General features: G+C 46.1%; 21 protein-coding genes. 11 read left to right on the forward strand and 10 right to left on the reverse strand.

Features of this window, described 5'->3' with window-relative positions; all coding sequences use genetic code 11:
- Positions 1-2: 2 nt before the first annotated feature.
- Entirely contained in the window at positions 3-1,454 is a 1,452-nt protein-coding gene (locus EOO49_RS10960) for a nicotinate phosphoribosyltransferase (protein ID WP_290845589.1), read from the forward strand.
- Entirely contained in the window at positions 1,454-2,233 is a 780-nt protein-coding gene (locus EOO49_RS10965; protein WP_290845591.1) for a class I SAM-dependent methyltransferase, read from the forward strand. Before EOO49_RS10960 ends, EOO49_RS10965 begins: the two co-directional genes overlap by 1 nt.
- 59 nt (positions 2,234-2,292) lie before the next feature.
- Here EOO49_RS10965 and EOO49_RS10970 read toward each other — a convergent pair whose 3' ends face one another.
- The 3 genes from EOO49_RS10970 to EOO49_RS10980 all read right to left on the reverse strand — a co-directional run bounded on the left by EOO49_RS10970 (position 2,293) and on the right by EOO49_RS10980 (position 4,685).
- Positions 2,293-2,991: a hypothetical protein gene (locus tag EOO49_RS10970; RefSeq protein ID WP_290845592.1), complete on the reverse strand. Its 699-nt coding sequence runs from the start codon at positions 2,989-2,991 to the stop codon at positions 2,293-2,295.
- A 2-nt stretch (positions 2,992-2,993) separates the two neighbouring features.
- Complete coding sequence (locus tag EOO49_RS10975) at positions 2,994-3,683, reverse strand: hypothetical protein (RefSeq protein WP_290845593.1); 690 nt, start codon at positions 3,681-3,683, stop codon at positions 2,994-2,996.
- Between the two features lie 333 nt (positions 3,684-4,016).
- Positions 4,017-4,685: a hypothetical protein gene (locus EOO49_RS10980; protein ID WP_290845594.1), complete on the reverse strand. Its 669-nt coding sequence runs from the start codon at positions 4,683-4,685 to the stop codon at positions 4,017-4,019.
- A gap of 212 nt (positions 4,686-4,897) precedes the next feature.
- On the opposite strand from EOO49_RS10980, the gene EOO49_RS10985 reads away from it, so the two are divergent.
- The 6 genes from EOO49_RS10985 to EOO49_RS11010 all read left to right on the forward strand — a co-directional run bounded on the left by EOO49_RS10985 (position 4,898) and on the right by EOO49_RS11010 (position 11,450).
- Positions 4,898-5,602, forward strand: coding sequence for an ABC transporter ATP-binding protein (locus EOO49_RS10985; RefSeq protein WP_290845595.1), 705 nt, complete (start codon positions 4,898-4,900; stop codon positions 5,600-5,602).
- Between the two features lie 180 nt (positions 5,603-5,782).
- On the forward strand, positions 5,783-6,352 hold the full coding sequence (locus EOO49_RS10990) for a cob(I)yrinic acid a,c-diamide adenosyltransferase (protein WP_290845596.1): 570 nt from the start codon (positions 5,783-5,785) through the stop codon (positions 6,350-6,352).
- Positions 6,353-6,511: 159 nt separating this feature from the next.
- Positions 6,512-6,733, forward strand: a complete 222-nt coding sequence (locus EOO49_RS10995) for a DUF2795 domain-containing protein (RefSeq protein WP_022828503.1) — start codon at positions 6,512-6,514, stop codon at positions 6,731-6,733.
- A gap of 94 nt (positions 6,734-6,827) precedes the next feature.
- Entirely contained in the window at positions 6,828-10,184 is a 3,357-nt protein-coding gene (gene secA / locus EOO49_RS11000; protein WP_290845597.1) for a preprotein translocase subunit SecA, read from the forward strand.
- A gap of 93 nt (positions 10,185-10,277) precedes the next feature.
- Positions 10,278-10,853, forward strand: coding sequence for a hypothetical protein (locus tag EOO49_RS11005; RefSeq protein ID WP_290845598.1), 576 nt, complete (start codon positions 10,278-10,280; stop codon positions 10,851-10,853).
- A 9-nt stretch (positions 10,854-10,862) separates the two neighbouring features.
- Positions 10,863-11,450, forward strand: a complete 588-nt coding sequence (locus EOO49_RS11010; protein ID WP_290845600.1) for a hypothetical protein — start codon at positions 10,863-10,865, stop codon at positions 11,448-11,450.
- A 476-nt stretch (positions 11,451-11,926) separates the two neighbouring features.
- Here EOO49_RS11010 and EOO49_RS11015 read toward each other — a convergent pair whose 3' ends face one another.
- Both EOO49_RS11015 and EOO49_RS11020 read right to left on the reverse strand, forming a co-directional pair.
- Positions 11,927-12,394 carry an HAD domain-containing protein gene (locus tag EOO49_RS11015; protein WP_290845602.1) on the reverse strand — a complete coding sequence of 156 codons (468 nt, stop codon included), beginning with the start codon at positions 12,392-12,394 and terminating at the stop codon, positions 11,927-11,929.
- 57 nt (positions 12,395-12,451) lie between these two features.
- Positions 12,452-12,796 carry a hypothetical protein gene (locus tag EOO49_RS11020; RefSeq protein ID WP_290845604.1) on the reverse strand — a complete coding sequence of 115 codons (345 nt, stop codon included), beginning with the start codon at positions 12,794-12,796 and terminating at the stop codon, positions 12,452-12,454.
- 129 nt (positions 12,797-12,925) lie between these two features.
- Here EOO49_RS11020 and EOO49_RS11025 point away from each other — a divergent pair, with 129 nt between their 5' ends.
- Positions 12,926-13,087, forward strand: a complete 162-nt coding sequence (locus EOO49_RS11025; protein WP_290845606.1) for a FeoB-associated Cys-rich membrane protein — start codon at positions 12,926-12,928, stop codon at positions 13,085-13,087.
- Here the strand turns inward: EOO49_RS11025 and EOO49_RS11030 are convergent.
- The 3 genes from EOO49_RS11030 to EOO49_RS11040 form a co-directional block, all read right to left on the reverse strand.
- On the reverse strand, positions 13,082-14,497 hold the full coding sequence (locus EOO49_RS11030; RefSeq protein WP_290845607.1) for an FAD-linked oxidase C-terminal domain-containing protein: 1,416 nt from the start codon (positions 14,495-14,497) through the stop codon (positions 13,082-13,084). The genes EOO49_RS11025 and EOO49_RS11030 overlap by 6 nt on opposite strands.
- Before the next feature lie 36 nt (positions 14,498-14,533).
- The gene (locus tag EOO49_RS11035) at positions 14,534-15,172 is read right to left on the reverse strand and encodes a peroxiredoxin (protein ID WP_290845609.1); all 639 of its coding nucleotides are present in this window, start codon (positions 15,170-15,172) and stop codon (positions 14,534-14,536) included.
- A gap of 203 nt (positions 15,173-15,375) precedes the next feature.
- Positions 15,376-16,290 carry an AEC family transporter gene (locus tag EOO49_RS11040; RefSeq protein WP_290845611.1) on the reverse strand — a complete coding sequence of 305 codons (915 nt, stop codon included), beginning with the start codon at positions 16,288-16,290 and terminating at the stop codon, positions 15,376-15,378.
- A gap of 145 nt (positions 16,291-16,435) precedes the next feature.
- On the opposite strand from EOO49_RS11040, the gene EOO49_RS11045 reads away from it, so the two are divergent.
- Together EOO49_RS11045 and meaB are read left to right on the forward strand one after the other, a co-directional pair.
- Positions 16,436-16,843 carry an Rrf2 family transcriptional regulator gene (locus EOO49_RS11045; RefSeq protein ID WP_290845612.1) on the forward strand — a complete coding sequence of 136 codons (408 nt, stop codon included), beginning with the start codon at positions 16,436-16,438 and terminating at the stop codon, positions 16,841-16,843.
- Between the two features lie 85 nt (positions 16,844-16,928).
- A complete protein-coding gene (meaB, locus tag EOO49_RS11050) occupies positions 16,929-18,020 on the forward strand; it encodes a methylmalonyl Co-A mutase-associated GTPase MeaB (protein WP_290845613.1) in 1,092 nt (363 codons plus the stop codon).
- Between the two features lie 271 nt (positions 18,021-18,291).
- Here meaB and EOO49_RS11055 read toward each other — a convergent pair whose 3' ends face one another.
- Both EOO49_RS11055 and EOO49_RS11060 read right to left on the reverse strand, forming a co-directional pair.
- Positions 18,292-18,519 (reverse strand): hypothetical protein, encoded by a 228-nt coding sequence (locus EOO49_RS11055; RefSeq protein ID WP_290845614.1) that lies wholly within the window; start codon positions 18,517-18,519, stop codon positions 18,292-18,294.
- 20 nt (positions 18,520-18,539) lie between these two features.
- Complete coding sequence (locus tag EOO49_RS11060) at positions 18,540-19,922, reverse strand: MATE family efflux transporter (RefSeq protein ID WP_290845616.1); 1,383 nt, start codon at positions 19,920-19,922, stop codon at positions 18,540-18,542.
- Between the last annotated feature and the right edge of the window lie 260 nt (positions 19,923-20,182).

Raw genomic sequence — 20,182 nt, forward strand, 5'->3', positions numbered from 1 at the left:
TCATGAATCCGCTACTCTTGACCGACGGTTACAAACTCGACCATAGAAGACAATATCCAAACGGAACGACGCTCGTTTACTCGAACTGGACGCCGCGAAAAAGCCGACACGAAAACATCGGGGAAGTCGTGTTTTTCGGACTTCAGTATTTCCTCAAAAAATATGTGATCGACGATTTCAATGCGAACTTCTTCGGAAAGCCAAAAGAAGAAGTGCTGGCCAAATACACGCGCCGCGTCAACAATTATCTAGGGGAAAACCTCGTCGGGATCGATCACGTGGGCGATTTGCACGATTTGGGATATATTCCGATGGTTTTCAAGGCGTTGCCCGAAGGTTCAAAAGTTCCTTTGCGCGTTCCGATGTTCACTTTGTACAACACTTTGCCCGAATTTTTCTGGCTCACGAATTACTTCGAGACGCTTTTGTCGGCGGTGATCTGGCTGCCTTGCAACTCGGCGACGATTGCGGGCGAATACCGAAAAATCCTCGACAAATATGCTGCCGAAACTTCTTCCCAACCCGGATTCGTCGATTGGCAAGGACACGATTTCTCAATGAGAGGAATGGGCGGAATCGAGGCTTCGATAACATCTTCGGCCGGACATTTGCTGTATTTCATGGGAACCGACACCATTCCGGCGATAGACTTTCTCGAGGAATTCTACAACGCCGATTCTGACACCGAATTGATTGGCGGATCTGTCGCGGCGACCGAACACAGTGTGATGTGCATGGGCACGACCGAAGGCGAATTCGAGACGTTCCAGCGTTTGGTGACCGAAGTCTATCCGAAGGGAATCGTGTCGATCGTCTCCGATACTTGGGATTTGTGGAAAGTTTTGACCGATTATCTGCCAAAACTCAAAGATACGATCGTGAGCCGTGAAGGAAAAGTCGTGATTCGCCCTGACAGCGGCGATCCGGCCGACATCATTTGCGGCAGTCCGAACGGAAAGAACGAAAACGAGAAAAAAGGCGTGATCGAACTGCTTTGGGAAGTTTTCGGCGGAAGCACTAACGACAAAGGTTTCAAGGAACTCGTGCCGCAAATAGGCGCGATTTACGGCGACAGCATCACGCCAGAACGCGCGATCCAAATCTGCGAACGCTTGAAGACCAAAGGTTTTGCGAGCACGAACATCGTTTTCGGAATAGGCTCTTTCACTTATCAATACAACACCCGCGACACTTTCGGATTCGCCATGAAAGCGACTTACGGCGAAGTGAACGGCGAAGGACGCGCGATTTTCAAAGATCCGATCACGGACGACGGAACCAAAAAATCGGCTAAAGGCTTGATGAAGATCACTTTGGAAAACGGAATCTTCACTTTGCACGACAACGTTTCGTGGGAAGAAGAAAAAACGGGCGAGCTCAAGGAAGTTTTCCGCGACGGCAAAATCCTGATCGACCAAAAATTATCCGAAATTCGCCAACGCGCCAGAAAATAATGCTTTACCCGATCAAATCATATTTGCGCTTCCTCGCCAAATCGTCGAACCAACACGGCGTCCACTCGCCTTTTGTCTTCGATTTGGTGACGAAGTGTTTTTATGACAAACGCGATTTTCGCGAATACCGACCTTTGGAAGACTATCGGAATTCACTTCTGAAAAACGACGAAATCATTTCCGTAACCGACTTTGGCGCGGGTTCGAGAGTCTTCAGGTCGAATGAAAGGAAAGTTTCCGACATCGCCAGAAACGCCGGAATTTCGAGAAAAAGAGCAAAACTGCTGTTTCGGATCGTGCGCTATTTCCAACCCGAAAACATTCTTGAAATCGGGACTTCGCTTGGTTTGGCGACTTCAGCTCTGGCTTTGGGAAATGCGTCGGGAAACGCAATCTCGCTTGAAGGCTGCGCAACTACATCCGCGCAAGCGAAAAAAAACCTGTCGGAACACGGTTTGGAAAATGTCGAGGTAAAAGTTGGGGAATTCAATGCGACGCTCGGTTCGCCTGACATCCAAACGTCAATTTTCGACCTGATCTACTTTGACGGAAACCATCAGAAAGACGCGACTTTGGCCTATTTCGAGCAATTGTTGCCGACGAAAAACAACGATTCGGTCTGGATTTTCGACGACATCCATTGGTCAGAGCAAATGTCGCAAGCCTGGAAAATCATAAAGAAACATCCGCAAGTCACCGTCACGATCGACACTTTTCAATGGGGTTTCGTGTTTTTCAGAAAAGAACAGGAAAAGGAAAATTTCACCATTCGCGCCTGACGACACAACTGCTTCTGCATCTGCTTCTGCCACTGCCACCGCCACTGCTTCCGCTTCCGCTACTTCAACTTCGTAATTCCGATATTGAAAATCTTCGCCTCCAAAGCAGTTCCATTGTTGTTCAGGACATATTTGAGTTCGATCACGTCGTTCGCGTTGGCCGAAATCGACAGCGAACCGCTCGTTCCCCATTCGTCTGTGGCGTCAAGATTGGCCGTTCCTCTGGTTAGATATCCCAGAAGCGCCCCATTTTGGTAAACACCGATGATGAATTTGCGTACGCCGCTTGGCATGTTCGTAATCGAAAAACTGGCCGTGACCATATAAACGCCACTTTCCGATACCTTGATCTTTCCGGCGCCCGAAATCGTGTATATCGCGTTGTCGACGGTCATTGCGTCTGAAGCCGTGAGCGGGAAATTCGTGTAACTGTTGTTCGTGGTCGAAACCGATGTGTTTCCCGATGCGAATACTTTGTTGAGAACGACAGACGCGTTCGAGGTTTCGAAAAAGTTCTTCCAACCGTTTGATGTCCGCACGAACATGGCGTTGTAGGTCGTGTTGTAGATCATCGATCCGTTGAGCGGCGAAGCAATCGCCATCATTTGGGCGTTGGTCATGCGCGGCGGCACGAAGGTCTTGTCGGTAGCATCGAGTTGCAAAATGGCGCTCGGACTTGGATTTGTCGTCCCGATGGCGACCTGGGCCGAAACCGAACTGACCAGAAGCAAGAACAAAAAGGATAATCTTGTCATCATAATTAGTTGAGTTTGGTGATACAAATGGTTTGGATGGCATTGGTAAGCGTCGCGGTGTGGGCTACGAAATACCTGAAATAGAATTGGTCGCCCGCATTGGCGTAGTACATCAAGGTTCCGGTCGCGCCCCAATAATCGTTTGCCGGATTTTCGAGCTTGGATTTTGTCAGAAAGCCCAATAGCACGCCGCTTCTGTAAACGCCTATGTAGAAATTTCTCGAGCCCGCGGGCATGTTCGAGGTGGAAATACTTGCAGACAAAAGGTAAACGCCAGCCCTCGAAACCGTAATTGCGCCCGGACTGTCAACCGTGAAATAGGCCGAGCTGTTCGAGACGATGTTGGACGAGGAAAGGTTTATAGGATAAGACGTCGCGGTTGACGTAAGCATATTTCCGCCACTTCTCGACAAGATGATCGTGGGATTCGAGTTCAAATCGAAACTCGACCATCCCAAATCACTTTTAAAGTACGGCAGGTTTTCGTTCGTGTTGAAAATCATCGAGCCCGTGGCCGGATTCGAAACTGCGGTCATTTGGGCATCGGTCAGTCTTGGCAAGACAAAGGCCGAGGTCGTGCTTTCAAGCTGAAGCAACGCACTGCTGTGGACGTTTGCCGTGCCGATTCCTACTTGGGCGTTGGCGACGGTAAAAAACATCAGGCAAATTCCGACGAGTTGTGTTGTTGTTGACATTTCGGTTTTTTGATTCTGATGCCAAAAATAACCATCGGATTCCTGTTAAAATCGCTTGTGGAGGTTGCCGAAATGTTAAATGTGGGAAACCGCAATAAAAAATAGTTCATATTGCGACTATTTAATATAACTACATCGAAAAAATCTCCTTACGCGAACAATTTCCGGCTTCTTGTCAAAAATAAACTGTAAGAAAATACTGTGTCGTCAATGTATTTCGTCGATTTTTTATTACACTTCATCGGACTTTTGCTTTATAACGACAAAATGGTACATAAAAAAAACCACGATCTTTCGACCGTGGCTTTCCCTGAATTAATAATCAACGATGTCTTATTTCGCAGCGTCTTTCGCTTCTTTGTTCTCTTCACCTTTTGTAGTGATTCGCTCCCATTTGAATTTCGGGGCAAACTTGATTTTAAGCTCTGCGATCTTTCTGTTGTCCGGACCTGAAAGTCCTTCTTTTTCTACTGTGTTCTTGCGGCTGTCAAGTGCTTCATAAAGCAATTTCACCTCGTCAAGATCTTCGCGGCTATAGTTGTCCTTGTTTTTGTCGAACTCGTTATAGAAGTCGTTGTACGTTTTTAGGATGTTGTCCTTGTTCACCCAAGAGAAAGACATATCGTCACCGATAGTTCCCATTGGAAACAAAGCAGCTCTCAAAGTTGTTTTTCTGTCCGGTGTTTCGGCAGCGGCTTCAGCCTGCACTTTCGCTTTCAGTTCTTCGTATTTCATTTTGCTGTCGTCAAGTTTCTTTTGAGCAGCTTCTTTGTCTTTCAATTCAGAAAGTGCCATTTCGGCTTCTGATGTTCTGGCTTGGTAAGCAGCTTCGATCGCCGCCCAGTTCGCCTTTGCATCCGCGGAAGCGAGACTTCCTACAGAATCGACATAGACTACATAAGTATCAACGGTTTTCTCGGCCTTTGCCTCTGTTTCGTTTTTACACGAAGTGAACGCCAACGCAAATGCGGCTACGCCCAAAAATAATTGGATTTTTTTCATGATTATTGGTTTTGATTTATAATTTCCATCGTTTCTGTGAACAAATTTAGTCTCAAATCCATTTTTTAACCTAATTCATTAAGAATAGTTTAATAATTAACACAATTTTATATTTATTTTACAACCATTTATGGGAATTGTGTAACCGAATATGGGTTTGCGGTTTCTATGTTATTCCGCATTTGCCTACTTTTAGGCCACAATTCGATCACATGGCACAACCTCTTATTCAGATCACCGACATCAAACGCGACTTCACGCTGGGAAATGAGATTGTCTATGTCCTCAAAGGCATCAATCTCGACATCAACAAAGGCGAATATGTTGCACTTATGGGGCCGTCGGGTTCGGGAAAATCGACGCTGATGAATCTTTTGGGTTGTCTTGATACGCCGACGTCGGGCAGTTATATCCTCAACGGATTCGACGTAAGCAAAATGCACGACGATCAGTTGGCGGAAATCCGGAACAAGGAAATCGGATTTGTTTTTCAGACGTTTAATTTGTTGCCGAGGACGACCGCCCTTGACAATGTTGCACTTCCGATGGTTTACGCCGGATATTCCAAATCTGACAGAAGACAACGCGCCACCGAAGTTTTGACGCAAGTGAATCTTTCCGACAGAATGGACCACCAACCGAACCAACTTTCCGGCGGACAAAGACAGCGCGTGGCAATCGCGAGAGCTTTGGTGAACAAACCTTCGATCATTCTCGCCGATGAGCCTACGGGAAATCTTGACAGCAAGACATCGGTAGAAATCATGAACCTGTTCGCCGAGATCCACAAAAACGGAAATACCGTGATTCTGGTGACGCACGAAGAAGACATCGCGGCTTATGCCAAACGCGTGATCAGGCTTCGAGACGGACTTATCGAAAGTGATACGGATGGGATTAACGCTCCAAAACCGTAATCAATTAATAATGAGCAAGTACTAATGAATAATGAATAATGAATAATGAATAATGAATAATGATTGGTGATTAATGACTAATGACACTAATCACCGACTAGCCAAAAGATGAACCAACTCATTACACCAGAATCGCTAAGCCCAGCCATTATTTATTATTAATCATTAATTATTAATTGAATGAAAGTATATACGAAAACGGGCGACAAAGGCACAACAGCACTTTTCGGCGGAACGCGTGTGCCCAAAGACCACATCAGGATCGAAAGCTACGGAACGATCGACGAACTCAATTCGCATATCGGGTTAATTCGCGATCAGGAAATCGATTTGCGCTATAAGGACATTCTGGCTCGCGTTCAGGACCGACTTTTTACCGCGGGCGCGATTTTGGCGACTCCGCCAGAGAAGGAAACTTTGAAAAACGGAAAACCGCGGCTCGATATCCCGAGAATTTCGGAAACCGACATCGAACTTCTGGAAAACGAGATTGACGCGATGGAACAGGAATTGCCGCCAATGACGCATTTCGTGCTTCCGGGCGGACATACTACGGTGTCATATTGTCACATTGCGCGTTGTGTTTGCCGTCGAGCGGAACGGCTTTCGGTCGCTTTGTCACACAATGAGCCTGTCGACGAGCTTGTTTTGAAGTATCTGAACCGACTTTCTGACTATCTTTTCGTCTTGGCAAGAAAGTTGTCAAACGATCTGGACGCGAATGAAGTGAAGTGGATTCCGGGCGGCTAAATCGTTGGAATTCCATTTGGCGGATTATCCGAAAAACAAGTTATCTGTCTATATATCAGATTTTTAACTTCACGTTCTTGACTTTTCTCAAAATAAATCCAATTTTACTTGACTTTTTCAGTAGAAAATTTATTTTTGCATAAATTTAAATCGACAAACATGTATTGGACACTAGAATTGGCGTCATACCTAAGCGATGCGCCGTGGCCTGCAACAAAAGACGAACTAATCGATTACGCTATTCGTGCGGGAGCCCCGCTTGAGGTTGTCGAAAACCTTCAATCCATTGAAGACGAAGGAGAAATCTACGAATCTATGGAGGAAATCTGGCCAGATTACCCAACTGACGAAGATTACCTCTGGAACGAGGACGAATATTGATCGGCAAAATAAAAACTATACTAAAAGTCTCGATAAGAGGCTTTTTTTTTGCTTAAATTTGCACACTTTTTATAACAGTTTTATACCATAGAACATGAGTTTCATCAACAGTATCATCAAGGTTTTCATAGGCGACAAGTCTGAAAAGGACATCAAGGCCTTGCAGGGAAACGTGACCAAAATCAAAGGTTTCGAGGCCGAGCTTCAGGCGCTATCGCACGATCAGCTTCGTGAGCGCACGGTGAAATTCAAGTCGTTGATCAAAGATGCCAGAGCTGAGAAGGACGCGAAAATCGCCCAGCTGAAAACCGAAGCCGACACTACCGAAGACATCGACTCCAAAGAAGAAATCTACCAAAATATCGACGCTCTCGAAAAAGAGGCGTATGAAATATCAGAAAAAATACTGAACGACCTGCTTCCTGAAGCTTTTGCGGTAATCAAGGAAACCGCGCGTCGTTTCAAGGAAAATACGACAATCCGCGTCCGGGCGACTGCCAAAGACCGAGAGCTTTCGGGCGAAAAAACATATATCGAACTCGAAGGAGACGAGGCCGTTTGGGCAAACTCGTGGAGCGCGGCCGGAAAGCCGATCACTTGGGACATGATTCACTACGACGTGCAGTTGATCGGTGGAATGGTCTTGCACCAGGGAAAAATCTCCGAGATGCAAACAGGTGAAGGTAAAACCCTCGTGGCGACGCTTCCGATGTATCTCAATGCGCTTACCGGAAACGGGGTTCACCTCGTGACCGTGAACGACTACTTGGCAAAGCGTGACAGCACGTGGAAAGCGCCGTTGTTCGAATTCCATGGACTGACCGTTGATTGTATCGACAACCACCAACCGAATTCTGACGCCAGAAGAAAAGCTTACGAAGCCGATATCACTTACGGAACCAACAACGAATTCGGTTTCGATTACCTGCGCGACAACATGGCGCACTCTCCTACTGATTTGGTGCAGCGCAAACACAACTTCGCGATCGTCGATGAGGTCGATTCGGTTTTGATCGACGACGCCAGAACGCCGCTTATCATTTCCGGTCCGGTTCCCCAAGGCGACAGACACGAGTTCAACGAACTCAAGCCTTTGATCGACAAATTGGTCGGTGAGCAACGTCAATTGGCAAACGGATTTTTGGCCAACGCCAAGAAACTGATCGCCGAAGGAAACATGAAAGACGGAGGTTTCAACCTTTTGCGTGCCCACCGCGCACTTCCGAAGAACAAGGCTTTGATCAAGTTTTTGTCAGAAGAAGGCGTGAAACAGCTTTTGCAGAAGACCGAAAACACATACATGGCCGACAACAACCGCGACATGCACAAGATCGACGAAGCTTTGTACTTCGTAATCGAGGAAAAGAACAACCAGGTCGAACTTTCGGATAACGGAATCAAATACCTGTCAAAGGATACCGACGATACTTTCTTCGTACTTCCAGACATCGGAACCGAAATCGCGCGCATCGAAAAACAAGGTCTCGACAAAGATGCCGAAGCCGAAGAAAAAGAGCGCCTGTTCCAGGATTTCTCGATAAAAAGCGAGAGAATCCACACGCTTACACAACTTTTGAAAGCGTACGCCTTGTTCGAAAAAGACGTGGAATACGTAATCATGGACAATAAAATCCTTATCGTAGACGAACAAACCGGCCGTATCATGGACGGACGCCGTTACTCTGACGGTTTGCACCAAGCCATCGAGGCCAAGGAAAACGTGAAGATCGAAGCGGCGACACAAACCTTCGCTACGATCACGCTCCAGAATTATTTCCGTATGTACAACAAACTTGCGGGAATGACGGGAACGGCGGTTACCGAAGCAGGCGAATTCTGGGAAATCTACAAACTCGACGTAGTTGAAATTCCTACCAACAGAGGTATTTCGCGCAAAGATCACCAGGATTTGATCTATCGTTCGGTTCGCGAAAAGTTCAACGCCGTTATCGAAGACGTGGCGAAATTGTCTGCAGAAGGCCGTCCGGTTTTGATCGGTACGACTTCGGTTGAAATTTCGGAACTTTTGAGTCGTATGCTCAAGATGAGAAACGTACAACACAACGTCCTGAACGCGAAATTGCACAAACAGGAAGCGCAGATCGTAGAGGAAGCCGGTAAAGCCGGAGTCGTTACGATCGCGACGAACATGGCCGGTCGTGGTACCGACATCAAACTTTCTCCAGAAGTGAAAGCCGCCGGAGGTTTGGCCATCATTGGTACGGAAAGACACGATTCCCGTCGCGTCGACCGCCAGTTGAGAGGTCGTTCCGGACGTCAGGGCGATCCGGGAAGTTCGCAATTCTATGTTTCTTTGGAAGACAACCTGATGCGTTTGTTCGGATCGGAAAGAGTCGCCAAGATCATGGACAGAATGGGCTTGAAGGAAGGCGAAGTCATCCAGCACTCGATGATGACAAAATCGATCGAAAGAGCGCAGAAGAAAGTCGAGGAAAACAACTTCGGAATCAGAAAACGTTTGCTCGAATATGACGATGTGATGAACGCCCAAAGAGAAGTCGTCTACAAACGACGCAAGCACGCTTTGCACGGGGAACGCCTCAAACTCGACATCGCCAACATGATGTATGACACGGCCGAACTGATCTCGACGCAAAACAAACAAACCAAGGACTTCAAGAACTTCGAGTTCGAGTTGATCCGATATTTCTCCATCACTTCCCCGGTTTCCGAATCGGAATTCGAAAGAGCGACCGAAATGGATCTCGCCGGAAAAGTCTACAAAGCCGCATTGGCTTACTATGCAGAAAAAACCGACCGCAGCGCACGCGAATCGTTCCCGATCATCAAAGGCGTTTTCGAACAACCGAACAACATGTTCGAGCGCATCGTGGTGCCGTTCACCGATGGCGTGAAATCGCTCAACGTCGTCACCGATCTCAAAAAAGCCTATGAAACCGAAGGCCGTTCTTTAATCGCTGATTTCGAGAAAAACATCACGCTTGCCATTGTCGATGAAGCCTGGAAAAAGCACTTGCGCAAAATGGACGAGTTGAAACAATCGGTTCAGCTTGCCGTCCACGAGCAGAAAGATCCGCTTCTTATCTACAAATTCGAAGCTTTCAACTTGTTCAGCAACATGATCAACAACGTGAATAAGGAAGTGATTTCTTTCCTTTTCAAAGGCGATCTGCCGCAACAACAGCAACCTGAAATCCAGGAAGCGCGTGAGTTGCCGCGTCAGCCGGAGAATTACACGACTTCCAAGGAAGACGCGCTGAACACGGACGAAATCGCACAGGAAGTTCGCGAGGCCGGACACACCCAACAACGTCAAATCACAGAAACGATCGTCCGCGAAATGCCGAAAATCAACCGCAACGACAACGTCACGATCAAACACGTGATGAGCGGAAAAACCGAGACGATGAAGTTCAAGAAAGCCGAGACCTTGATCGGTTCAGGCGAATGGGTTATCGTAAACGAGTAATACAGCACTTATAAAAAATCCCCGGAGACCAATGTTTTCGGGGATTTTTTTATGTCTGAAGTTTAAATGACTATTTTTATGAAAAGCCCGAACATGAAAAAATACGTGTTTTCCATTTTGCTGCTGTTGACGTTTTCCATCGGATTTTCACAGACCGAAGAATCGCTCAAAGCGCGAGCGGAAATCCTATTCAACGCGACCAACAAGCTCGATATGGTCGCCATCATGAAACTCACTTACAATCAGGCGTTCAAGGATTTCGACAAAGATGCATTGGCCGAATCGATGAAACAGGCGTTCGACAACGAATACATGAGTATCACCTTCAAGAATCCCTCGCCCGTGCCTTTTACGACTACGCCCATAAAGTCGATCGACGGCAAGAAATTCAGCGTGATCCGATATCGGAACAAAATGATTCTGAAGCTGAAACAACCTTTCGAGAAAAGTGCGATAGACGCCATGACCACCGGACTCAAACAAAGCGAGAACTACGAGATCGTGGTTTACGACGAAAAGACAAACAGCTTCAACATCGAGGGAAAAGGCGTAATGATTGCCGTTTCGGACGCGTCCACAAAAGGCGAATGGGAATTCATCAACTACGAGAACAAGGAAATGTTCAACGCCGTTTTCGGGGAAAAAATCAAAACCGAACTCGGACTTTAATTTTTGCACATGAACTCATCAAGACCAACTTTCCTCATCTTTTTACTGCTGATTTTCCTAAAGGTTTCGGCACAAGACCAAGCCGCGATTCTCAAAGGTGCGTCGCAGGTTTACGATGCGAATTATTACATGGATTTCGATCCTATTCCGGAATTGACTTACCCTAAAGTCGTCGAACAGCTGGGCGGAAAGCAGAAATTCCGCGAAAAACTCGATCAGGATTACCAGAACGACAAATTCCGCAAGCGCTTGCAATTGACGGCTCCGGTTTTTCAGGTAGAACCGACCAAATCCTTGAACGGACATAAGTTTTGCGTGATCATCTACAGAAATCCGACGCGATATACCTATGAGCAAAAACTGTCCGATGGCGAGATGAACAAGGAAGTCGAGAGCTGGAAAAAGATTGCGGGCACGAAAGAAGTTTTTCCCGAACCGAACCGAAACAGCGTGAACGTCAAGCGCATATCGAAACTTGTCGCAATCCAGGACGCGTCCACGGCAAATGAATGGAAGTTCTTCAACCTCGACGATGCGCAACAGGCCGAGATTTTCAACGCGCTTTTCGCATCTGAAAAAACACAACTGGGATTGTAAAACGAATTCAGATTTTGCTATTTTTATATACGAAATGGCAGCTGACCTCGTTAAAATATAACCTAAAAACGCAAAATCATGTCAAAAGGAACCGACACCCGAAAGGAACAGAAGAAAGAACCTACGAAAACCCTGAAGGAAAAAAGACAGGAAAAAGTAGACAAGAAGAAATCCAAGAAAGACTAAAAATGAAAAACCACGGCAACGACACCGTGGTTTTCCTTTTTTAAACTAAAACAAAAGATAAAACGTCGTTCTTCCACGAACTGCCTTTTCAGCATGCGACGTCTTATTTGCCCTTTGTCAAATTTAGTTTGTCGCAGGTTCTTTTCAATAGGGCAAATGCCGTATTTTGAGTAGATTTTTGTTTAGTCGTTTTGAGTTGGATTTACTTTCGATTCCAACTCTCATTTGCTAAATCTCCGGCAAACAAAAAAGCCTCCGTAAATAGAGGCTTTGTAACTATCATCAATAATTTAAATCGTTATCAATTCTTGATTAGTTAAAATCTGAATTGCTTCCTCGGCTTGGTCGGGAGTCAATCCTACCGTTCCGCTTGTTATAATAGCCTTACTCTTGAGGTGATTTGGCAGTCCGTTCAATGATTTGTCATCATCTAAAATTACAAAACTTTCTGAAGTATTGGCCTCTGTAAACCAACGAATTATCTCATCTTTTCTCGTGAGATAATCGTTGTTACTTCTAAGGATATCGATATCGGCAATAATTCCTCTGTTCCTGAATATCTCCATCCATTCCGAAATGTCAAATCTCGATTTATGCGAAGTAGTCAGTAAAATAGAGGTTCCGGTCCTATCAATAATTGTTTGAAGACTATTTTTGGCTCTACTATTAAAGTTCGCAAATCCGTCAGAAAGAATTTCTGAAGGTTTCCAAGTTGTAGTGGGAACCATTACACCGTCTATGTCCAAAAGTAATAACATGTTTACAAAAATAATTCTTTTCTTATTAAAGCCCCTAAAACTTAATTTCTTTTTAACTTATTGTATATCATAACGTTCCACAAATCTCTTTGCACTATCCTCATCATCATAATCATCAGGTGTAAGGTTTATCATCTTCCATTCAAATTCTATTTGATGAGTATTTGCTCCACCAACGTTGGTCTCTGGAACGATGTTCAATAATTTGTGACATATATATCTATGATGCCCATCCACAATCCTTCCATTTCTGGTTTTTATGGCGCTGAAGGAATTTCCTTGTTGTAATCGTCTATGTATTCGTTGTAAAATCGGAAAACTGATTTCTATCTGCCCAGGTTGATGGTCGAACTCTGTTTCTTGCAAAAACCTTTTTACTTCCTCAAAAGTGATTTCAGTCATAGTAAATTATTTTTTAAATGAAGAAAACAAAATAGAGACACGAAGCTCATCTTTTCAAAACCTTAAAACAACCTCCCAACAATTCATATTCCCATAACATTCCGCTTGGTAACTTTGGAAAAACGCCCCATGCAACCCAATTACATCATCGTCGGAATCGTGATTGTCGCGGCAATCGCATTGGTAGTTTACCTGACGAAACAAAACCGAAAAGACCAAAAAGCCTACGAGGAATATCTCAAAAACCAAGGCAAACCCAAGACCGAGAAAGATGTCGCGGACGGTTTATGACAAATGGTCGGGCAGGATTTTCCCAGGATTCAAGATGCCTTTTGGGTCGAAAACGCGTTTGATCCCTTTCATCAACTGGAGCGAAATGGGCTGGAAAGCGATGTCCATGTAATTTTTTTGGACGTAGCCGATGCCGTGTTCGCCCGAAAGTGTGCCTTTCAAAGCGACCGTAAGCTCAAAAATCTCGCGGATTCCTTTCGGAACTTCGGTGTTCCAGGCTTCGTCGGACATTTCGCCTTTTACGATATTCACGTGAAGATTCCCGTCGCCGGCGTGTCCGTAGCAAATCGATTTGAAACCGTATTTTTCCCCGATCGATTTGATGCCCTTGAGCAACTTCGGAAGTTCGTATCGCGGCACGACCGTGTCTTCTTCCTTGTAAACCGAATTCGATTTCACGGCCTCGCCCACCGCGCGACGCAGTTTCCACAAAGCGTTCTTGTAATCTTCCGTATCGGCGAACAGGATTTCGTCAATATTGAATTGTTCTACAACCTCGGTGATTTTTTCGGCTTCCGAAAACAAAACGTCCGGATAATTTCCGTCGACTTCGATTAACAAATGCGCTTCGATCCCATCTTTTATCGGCACATTCACGCCGTCTACGAACCGCATCGTCCAATCGATCGCGTCGCGTTCCATGAATTCCAAGGCACTCGGAACGATTCCGGCCTTGAAGATTCTCGAAACAGCCTCGCAAGCCTGCGCCCCGTCGTAAAAAGGCACGAGCATCAAAATGTTGTGGTTGTTGGCCGGGAGCAATTTCATCACGATTTTGGTGATGATGCCAAGCGTGCCTTCGCTGCCGACCATGAGTTGCGTCAAATTGTATCCCGTGGAATTCTTGAGCGTGTTCGCGCCCGTCCAGACGATTTCTCCGGTCGCGAGCACGACTTGTAAATTCAGCACATAATCTTTGGTCACGCCATATTTCACGGCTCTTGCGCCGCCGGCGTTTTCTGAAACGTTTCCGCCAATGAAGCAACTTCCCAAAGAACTGGGATCTGGCGGATAAAAAAGTCCTTTTTCGGCGACGGCCTCGCGCAGATTGTGAGTGATCACGCCAGGTTCGACCATGACTTGCAGATTCTGTTCGTCAAGGTGGATGATTTTGTCGAAACGTTCCATCGAAAGCGCGATTCCTTTGTGGATTGGAAGTGCACCTCCGCTCAATCCCGTCCGTCCACCAATTGGTGTGACCGGAACATTCCAGTCGTTGGCGAATTTGAGAATCTGGGAAATCTCTTCGGGAGTTGCAGGTTTCACGACGACAGACGCCGGAAAAACGTAATCTTCGGTTTCGTCATGACCGTAGTCGTTTCGCGTGGCGATATCGGTGTAAACGAAAGATTGCCCAACCACGGCTTGCAATTGGGCAATCATTTCGGAATTTATTTCAGAGAATTTCATAGTCTTGGAATGAATCCCAAAAGTACGAAATCTCGATTACTTGTTGGGTTGAGGCGTGATGCGCAAATACGGTTTCACGGTTTCGTATCCTTTGGGAAATTTCTGCAAAGCATCTTCGTCGGAAACCGCCGGAACGATCACGACATCGTCTCCGTCCTTCCAATTCGCGGGTGTCGCAACCTGATGGTAAGCAGTGAGTTGCAAAGAATCGACCACGCGCAGCAGTTCGTCGAAATTCCTTCCCGTCGAGCTTGGGTACGTCATCGTGAGCTTGATTTTCTTGTCCGGACCGATCACAAATACCGATCGCACCGTAAAATTCTCGCTGGCGTTCGGATGCAACATGTCGTACAAAAGCGCAACCTGCTTGCTTTCGTCGGCAATAATCGGATAATTCACCGTCGTGCCCTGTGTCTCGTTGATGTCTTTGACCCACTGGAAATGCGAGTCGATCTTGTCTACCGAGAGCGCGATGACTTTGGTATTGCGCTTCTCGAATTCCGGAATGTATTTGGCCACGGTTCCGAGTTCTGTCGTGCAAACTGGCGTAAAATCGGCCGGATGCGAGAAAAGGATTGCCCACGAATCACCAAGCCATTCGTGAAAATTGATCGTGCCTTCGGTGCTGTTCGCGGTAAAATCTGGAGCGATGTCGCCCAAGCGAAGTGATGCCATAAATGTGTGTTTTTAAGGTTACGCCTAAATTTAGCGAATTTGAAAAAACACGTAAGTCGTTGGCTCCGTTAAAATTATGGTAATTGGGAAGCGAAAACGATTGAGATAATTAATAGTGAATAATTAATAATGATTGGCTTTGAATTGGACGATTTGTAACCTCCACAACAATTGTTAATTATTAATTATTACTTATTAATTTCTCAAAAACCCTTTCCAAGCACGAAATACCAAAAAGCCAGCGTGACAAACGAAAGCGGAATCCCGATGCCGATCATCATATTGGAAAGTTTCGGCTTGAGTCCGTGGCTTGACGCGAGTACGGATGCCGTAATCATTGGCGCCATGGCGGCTTCCATGATCGAAACGTCGATTGCCAAGCCTTCCTGTTTGAAAGCGAATTTGTACAAAAGCAGGAAAAATGCGGGCGTAACAATCAGTTTGAAGAAAAGTCCTAGCGCTAAAAATGCCCAATGTTTGCTGCGCTGGCCAAACTTCAACTGGAATCCGACGGCGACCAAAGCGATCGGCGTGACTGTCGATCCCAGTTTTTGGAACACTGATTGCAGCATTTCCGGAAAGTCAGTCTGGCACAAATTGAGTGTAATCGCTATCGCGAAAGCTACAAAAGGCGGGAAAACTGCGATCTTCTTGCCTATTTCGCGCGCATCGGGTTTTCCTCTTGAGTACAAAGCCGCGACCACGATTCCCAACGTCGCCATGACCATGAACGAACCCGGTTGATCGACGATTATGGCAGTCTGCAAACCTTCTTTTCCGTACAAAGCTTCGATTATCGGGAATCCGACGAATGAGGTATTTCCCAAACCTGTCAGCAAAATGAGACAGCCGACGAGTTTTTTAGACCATCCGAAAAGACGTCCCAAAACCGCAAATGAAATCCACATCAGCAAAAATCCTATCCAGGCGATTCCTAACGGAAACAATAATTCTTTCGATAACACGATTTTTGGAATGTAAAACAAAGCCAAAGCCGGAAGCGAAATATAGATCACAAATTGGTTCAAAACCTGATGCGTGTTTGGCGGAAAAGCCTTCGCATATTGCGACATAACGCCGATTCCGAGGCAAATAAAAAGAAGCAGGATACTTTCCATAGTCGCAAAAATAAGACTTTGCCTACGAAATCGCGTTCTTAAATTTTAACGCAGTTCATCGATTTTAACTAAATTTTTTGACAGCTTTCGACCAACGGCACCGCATTGGCCGTACTTTCGCACCACAACAACAAATATTACAGTAATGATTTCAGGTAAATTCGCCATCACTTTGCATATCCTGACTTTACTCTCCAAACACAAGGACGAGTTTCTGTCATCGGAATTCATTGCGACCAGCCTGAACATGAATCCCGTTCTTGTTCGGAAGGAAGTCGCCAATCTCAAAAAAAACAATGTCGTCGAATCTCGGGAAGGCAAAAACGGAGGCACTCGTTTGCTTGCGTCTGCCGAAGCGATCACGCTCGATGACATTTTCAAGATGACATTCGACCACGTCACTTTGGGTTATTCGAAAAACGAGCCCAACCAAAATTGTCCCGTCGGAAAAAACATCAACCAGAATCTCAACAATCTTTATGAAGATCTGAACAATAACATCAGCAAGCAGCTCAGCGAGGTTTCATTATCGAACTTCGCCGATACTTTCTGATCGCACAACTCTTTTTATTTAAAATTTGGTACAGGCAGTTTCGGGGCTCACGCGTCGAAACTGTTTTGTTTTGTACCTTTAGGACGTGAAAAATTCCAAGAAAACTTCTGCCCTGACCGAGAAAAATGGCGTCGAGCAACCGGAGTCGATCAGCGATTCGGTGGCGAAAAACCTGGTTTCCAAACGTCAGCAACAGGTTTCGGCAAATGAACTCGTCTCCGGAATATTCGCGCAAAATATCACTTCCTTGAGCCGGGCTATCACTTTGGTGGAAAGTACGAATCCCGAACACCAGAAAAAAGCTGCCGAGGTCGTTTCGGCTTGTATTACAAAAGCCAACAATTCCGTAAGGATAGGAATAACGGGCGTTCCGGGCGTAGGAAAAAGTACTTTTATCGAAGCTTTCGGAAAATATCTGACGGGAATCGGAAAAAAAGTTGCCGTTTTGGCAGTCGATCCAAGCAGTTCTTTGTCGCACGGAAGCATTTTGGGCGACAAGACGCGCATGGAGGAATTGGTCAAGGACGAAAACGCTTATATAAGACCGTCGGCTTCGGGCGAAACTTTGGGCGGCGTGGCCCGTAAAACCCGTGAAACCATTACGCTGTGCGAGGCTTTCGGATTCGATACGATCATTATTGAAACCGTCGGCGTAGGCCAGTCGGAAACCGCGGTTCACGGCATGACGGATTTTTTTCTTTTGCTTCAGATTTCGGGTGCGGGCGATGAATTGCAAGGCATAAAACGCGGCATTATGGAAATGGCCGATGCGATCGTGATCAGCAAAGCCGATGGTGACAACGTCAACAAGGCCAGACTCGCCAAAACCGAATTTGGACGCGCTTTGCACTTTTTTCCGGAAAAGGTTTCGGGTTGGATGCCGAAAGCTACGACTTGCAGCGCGATTACCAAGGAAGGCATTCCCGAGGTCTGGGAAATCATCTCAGCTTATCTGAATCTTACGAAAGAAAACGGATTTTTCGCGAAAAGGCGAAGTGAGCAGAATCTCGATTGGATGTTTGAGGCCGTGAACGAGCAGCTTAAAATGCGTTTTTATTCGGATCCCGACATCGCGGCTTTGGTGGAAACTTTGAGTGTGGATTTGCTTGGAAACAGGATTTCTTCTTTTGGTGCGGCCGGTGTTTTGCTTGAGCGCTATTTTACTAAAAACTCTTAACCGACCTTATCTTCTTGATCTTATGGAAGTTGCGCTACTCGCTTCGCTCGCTTACTTTTTTGAACTAGTAAGAAGTTAAGATTTCGTCCGCTTTTTTTTGAACCATTAAGCACATCAAGTTCATTAAGGCGGAACTGCGACTGCGACTGCATCTGCTTATATTACCTGCTTCTACTCTGCTTCTGCAACTGCTCTGTTACTGCTTCTGCAACTGCGACTGCAACTGCATCTGCAACTGCCACTGCAACTGCAACTTCTTCTGCCACTGCAACTACTCCTCGTAACGCTCAATCTCGCGGTCATAGAATTCGTTGGCGAGTTTCACCAGATTTTCCATTTCCTCCTGAAGTTCCTCCTCTTCCTCGTCGTCGATTTCGTCAATGATCTCGATTTCGTCGTCTTTGAGGTTGATGATAAAACGCGGATAGTCAAGGTGGATGATGAAAATATCTTCGGGATGATCTGTGTTGTCGCCTAAAAGGAATTTCGGGAGTTCCATTTCTGAATGATGATTATGAGTTAGGATTTGCTGTTTTTCGCAACCATTTTGTTGGTCACATAGTTGAAGCGAAGGTACAAAAATATGGCGGCCGCGGCCAATCCTGCGAGAAGTCCTATCCAAACGCCAAAAGCGCCGAGATTTGTGAATTCCTTTAGGCAGAATGAAATCGGGAAACCGAAAATCCAATAGGCCACGAACGTAATGTACATGGGAATTTTCACGTCCTGAACGCCGCGAAGCGCACCTAGAACGACTGCCTGCACACCGTCGAAGAGTTGGAAAAGCGCCGCAATAATCAGTAATTCCGAGGCGATCGCGATCACTTCAAGGTTGTCGTGTGCCTGCAATCCGTTGTGCCGATCGAGAAAAATTTGGGGCAAGTACTCGTGAAAAACGATAAAGACCAAAGCAAAAAAAGCTTCGATAAGGATCGTGAGCAAGAACACCGAACGCGCCACGACGATGAGTTTCCTGAAATCGTTGAAACCTCGTTGGTTGCTTACTCGAATCATGGCCGTGACGCTGAATCCCATGGCAAACATATAGGTCAACGTCGCCAGGCTCAAAGCGATCTCGTTTGCCGCCTGGCTCGTTTTGCCGAGGTTTCCGCAAAGCCAGACCGATGCCGTGAAAAGCGCGACCTCGAAAAGCATCTGCATGGCCGACGGCGCCCCAATGACGACGATTTTGTTTACGACGCTTTTCCTTATCTCGGAAAATGAAAATCCGTGGAAGTACTTTTCGAGCTCCTTATTGCGCGCCAACAGAATATGCATCACCGCAACCATTGCGATACGCGAAATCACCGTTCCCATGGCTGCGCCCACGATTCCCATTTTGGGAAAAATCCAGATGCCGTAAATGAGCACGAAGTTTATGGGCACGTGGATGATGTTGGCCAAGACGATCGCGTACATCGAGATTTTCGTCAGCGACAAACCGTCGGCGAATTGCTTGTAGCCTTGGTAGACGATCATCGGAATCAAAGAAAACGCCACCCAGTCGAGATACGGTCCGGCCAGCGCGATGACTTCTTTAGGCTGTCCCATAAAATGCATCAACGGCTTGGAAAAATAGACGATCGCGAACATGGACACGCCAAGGATCGAGCACAAAAGCATGCCGTGGTGAAAGGTCGAACGCACTTGGCTGTCGTCCTTTGCCGCGTGCGCTTCGGCCACGATTGGCGTGATTGCCGTGGAAAATCCTATCCCAATGGCCATTGCTATGAAGATGAAACTGTTTCCGAGAGAAACCGCCGCCAGTTCGGTCGTGCCCAATCGGCCAACCATCAGTTTGTCGACGATCTGGATCAAGGTATGGCCGATCATTCCGAGAATAACCGGATAGGCCAATTTTAAATTGTAGCTGAATTCTTTCGTGTAAGTAGCGATCGACATGGCAAAATTTCGGGTGCAAAGGTAGTTCGAAAACTGTCCGATATCGGCTTAAATAATGGCAATTTTGTTAAAAAATGTTAAGCATCTGCCAGACGTTCCACAATTCTTAAAAGTTTGAACATTCTGCAAACCCTTATGGCTAAAGGCGTTAAGATTTTGTGGGAAATGTAATGTAAAATAATCTGAAAACTCTGTAAGCCTGCGCAAAATGGGCAAATCTATCTTTGGCACAACTAATCCGGCAATCACTGCCTCAAATG

It is taken from the genome of Flavobacterium sp. (genome assembly GCF_004295795.1).
Taxonomy (GTDB): Bacteria; Bacteroidota; Bacteroidia; order Flavobacteriales; family Flavobacteriaceae; genus Flavobacterium.

What these genes read in the sequence shown, in the direction of transcription:
- EOO49_RS10960 (WP_290845589.1), top strand. Translation starts at nt 3, where the DNA reads ATGAATCCGCTACTCTTGACCGACGGTTACAAACTCGACCATAGAAGA.
- EOO49_RS10965 (WP_290845591.1), top strand. Translation starts at nt 1,454, where the DNA reads ATGCTTTACCCGATCAAATCATATTTGCGCTTCCTCGCCAAATCGTCG.
- EOO49_RS10970 (WP_290845592.1), bottom strand. Translation starts at nt 2,991, where the DNA reads ATGATGACAAGATTATCCTTTTTGTTCTTGCTTCTGGTCAGTTCGGTT.
- EOO49_RS10975 (WP_290845593.1), bottom strand. Translation starts at nt 3,683, where the DNA reads ATGTCAACAACAACACAACTCGTCGGAATTTGCCTGATGTTTTTTACC.
- EOO49_RS10980 (WP_290845594.1), bottom strand. Translation starts at nt 4,685, where the DNA reads ATGAAAAAAATCCAATTATTTTTGGGCGTAGCCGCATTTGCGTTGGCG.
- EOO49_RS10985 (WP_290845595.1), top strand. Translation starts at nt 4,898, where the DNA reads ATGGCACAACCTCTTATTCAGATCACCGACATCAAACGCGACTTCACG.
- EOO49_RS10990 (WP_290845596.1), top strand. Translation starts at nt 5,783, where the DNA reads ATGAAAGTATATACGAAAACGGGCGACAAAGGCACAACAGCACTTTTC.
- EOO49_RS10995 (WP_022828503.1), top strand. Translation starts at nt 6,512, where the DNA reads ATGTATTGGACACTAGAATTGGCGTCATACCTAAGCGATGCGCCGTGG.
- secA (WP_290845597.1), top strand. Translation starts at nt 6,828, where the DNA reads ATGAGTTTCATCAACAGTATCATCAAGGTTTTCATAGGCGACAAGTCT.
- EOO49_RS11005 (WP_290845598.1), top strand. Translation starts at nt 10,278, where the DNA reads ATGAAAAAATACGTGTTTTCCATTTTGCTGCTGTTGACGTTTTCCATC.
- EOO49_RS11010 (WP_290845600.1), top strand. Translation starts at nt 10,863, where the DNA reads ATGAACTCATCAAGACCAACTTTCCTCATCTTTTTACTGCTGATTTTC.
- EOO49_RS11015 (WP_290845602.1), bottom strand. Translation starts at nt 12,394, where the DNA reads ATGTTATTACTTTTGGACATAGACGGTGTAATGGTTCCCACTACAACT.
- EOO49_RS11020 (WP_290845604.1), bottom strand. Translation starts at nt 12,796, where the DNA reads ATGACTGAAATCACTTTTGAGGAAGTAAAAAGGTTTTTGCAAGAAACA.
- EOO49_RS11025 (WP_290845606.1), top strand. Translation starts at nt 12,926, where the DNA reads ATGCAACCCAATTACATCATCGTCGGAATCGTGATTGTCGCGGCAATC.
- EOO49_RS11030 (WP_290845607.1), bottom strand. Translation starts at nt 14,497, where the DNA reads ATGAAATTCTCTGAAATAAATTCCGAAATGATTGCCCAATTGCAAGCC.
- EOO49_RS11035 (WP_290845609.1), bottom strand. Translation starts at nt 15,172, where the DNA reads ATGGCATCACTTCGCTTGGGCGACATCGCTCCAGATTTTACCGCGAAC.
- EOO49_RS11040 (WP_290845611.1), bottom strand. Translation starts at nt 16,290, where the DNA reads ATGGAAAGTATCCTGCTTCTTTTTATTTGCCTCGGAATCGGCGTTATG.
- EOO49_RS11045 (WP_290845612.1), top strand. Translation starts at nt 16,436, where the DNA reads ATGATTTCAGGTAAATTCGCCATCACTTTGCATATCCTGACTTTACTC.
- EOO49_RS11055 (WP_290845614.1), bottom strand. Translation starts at nt 18,519, where the DNA reads ATGGAACTCCCGAAATTCCTTTTAGGCGACAACACAGATCATCCCGAA.
- EOO49_RS11060 (WP_290845616.1), bottom strand. Translation starts at nt 19,922, where the DNA reads ATGTCGATCGCTACTTACACGAAAGAATTCAGCTACAATTTAAAATTG.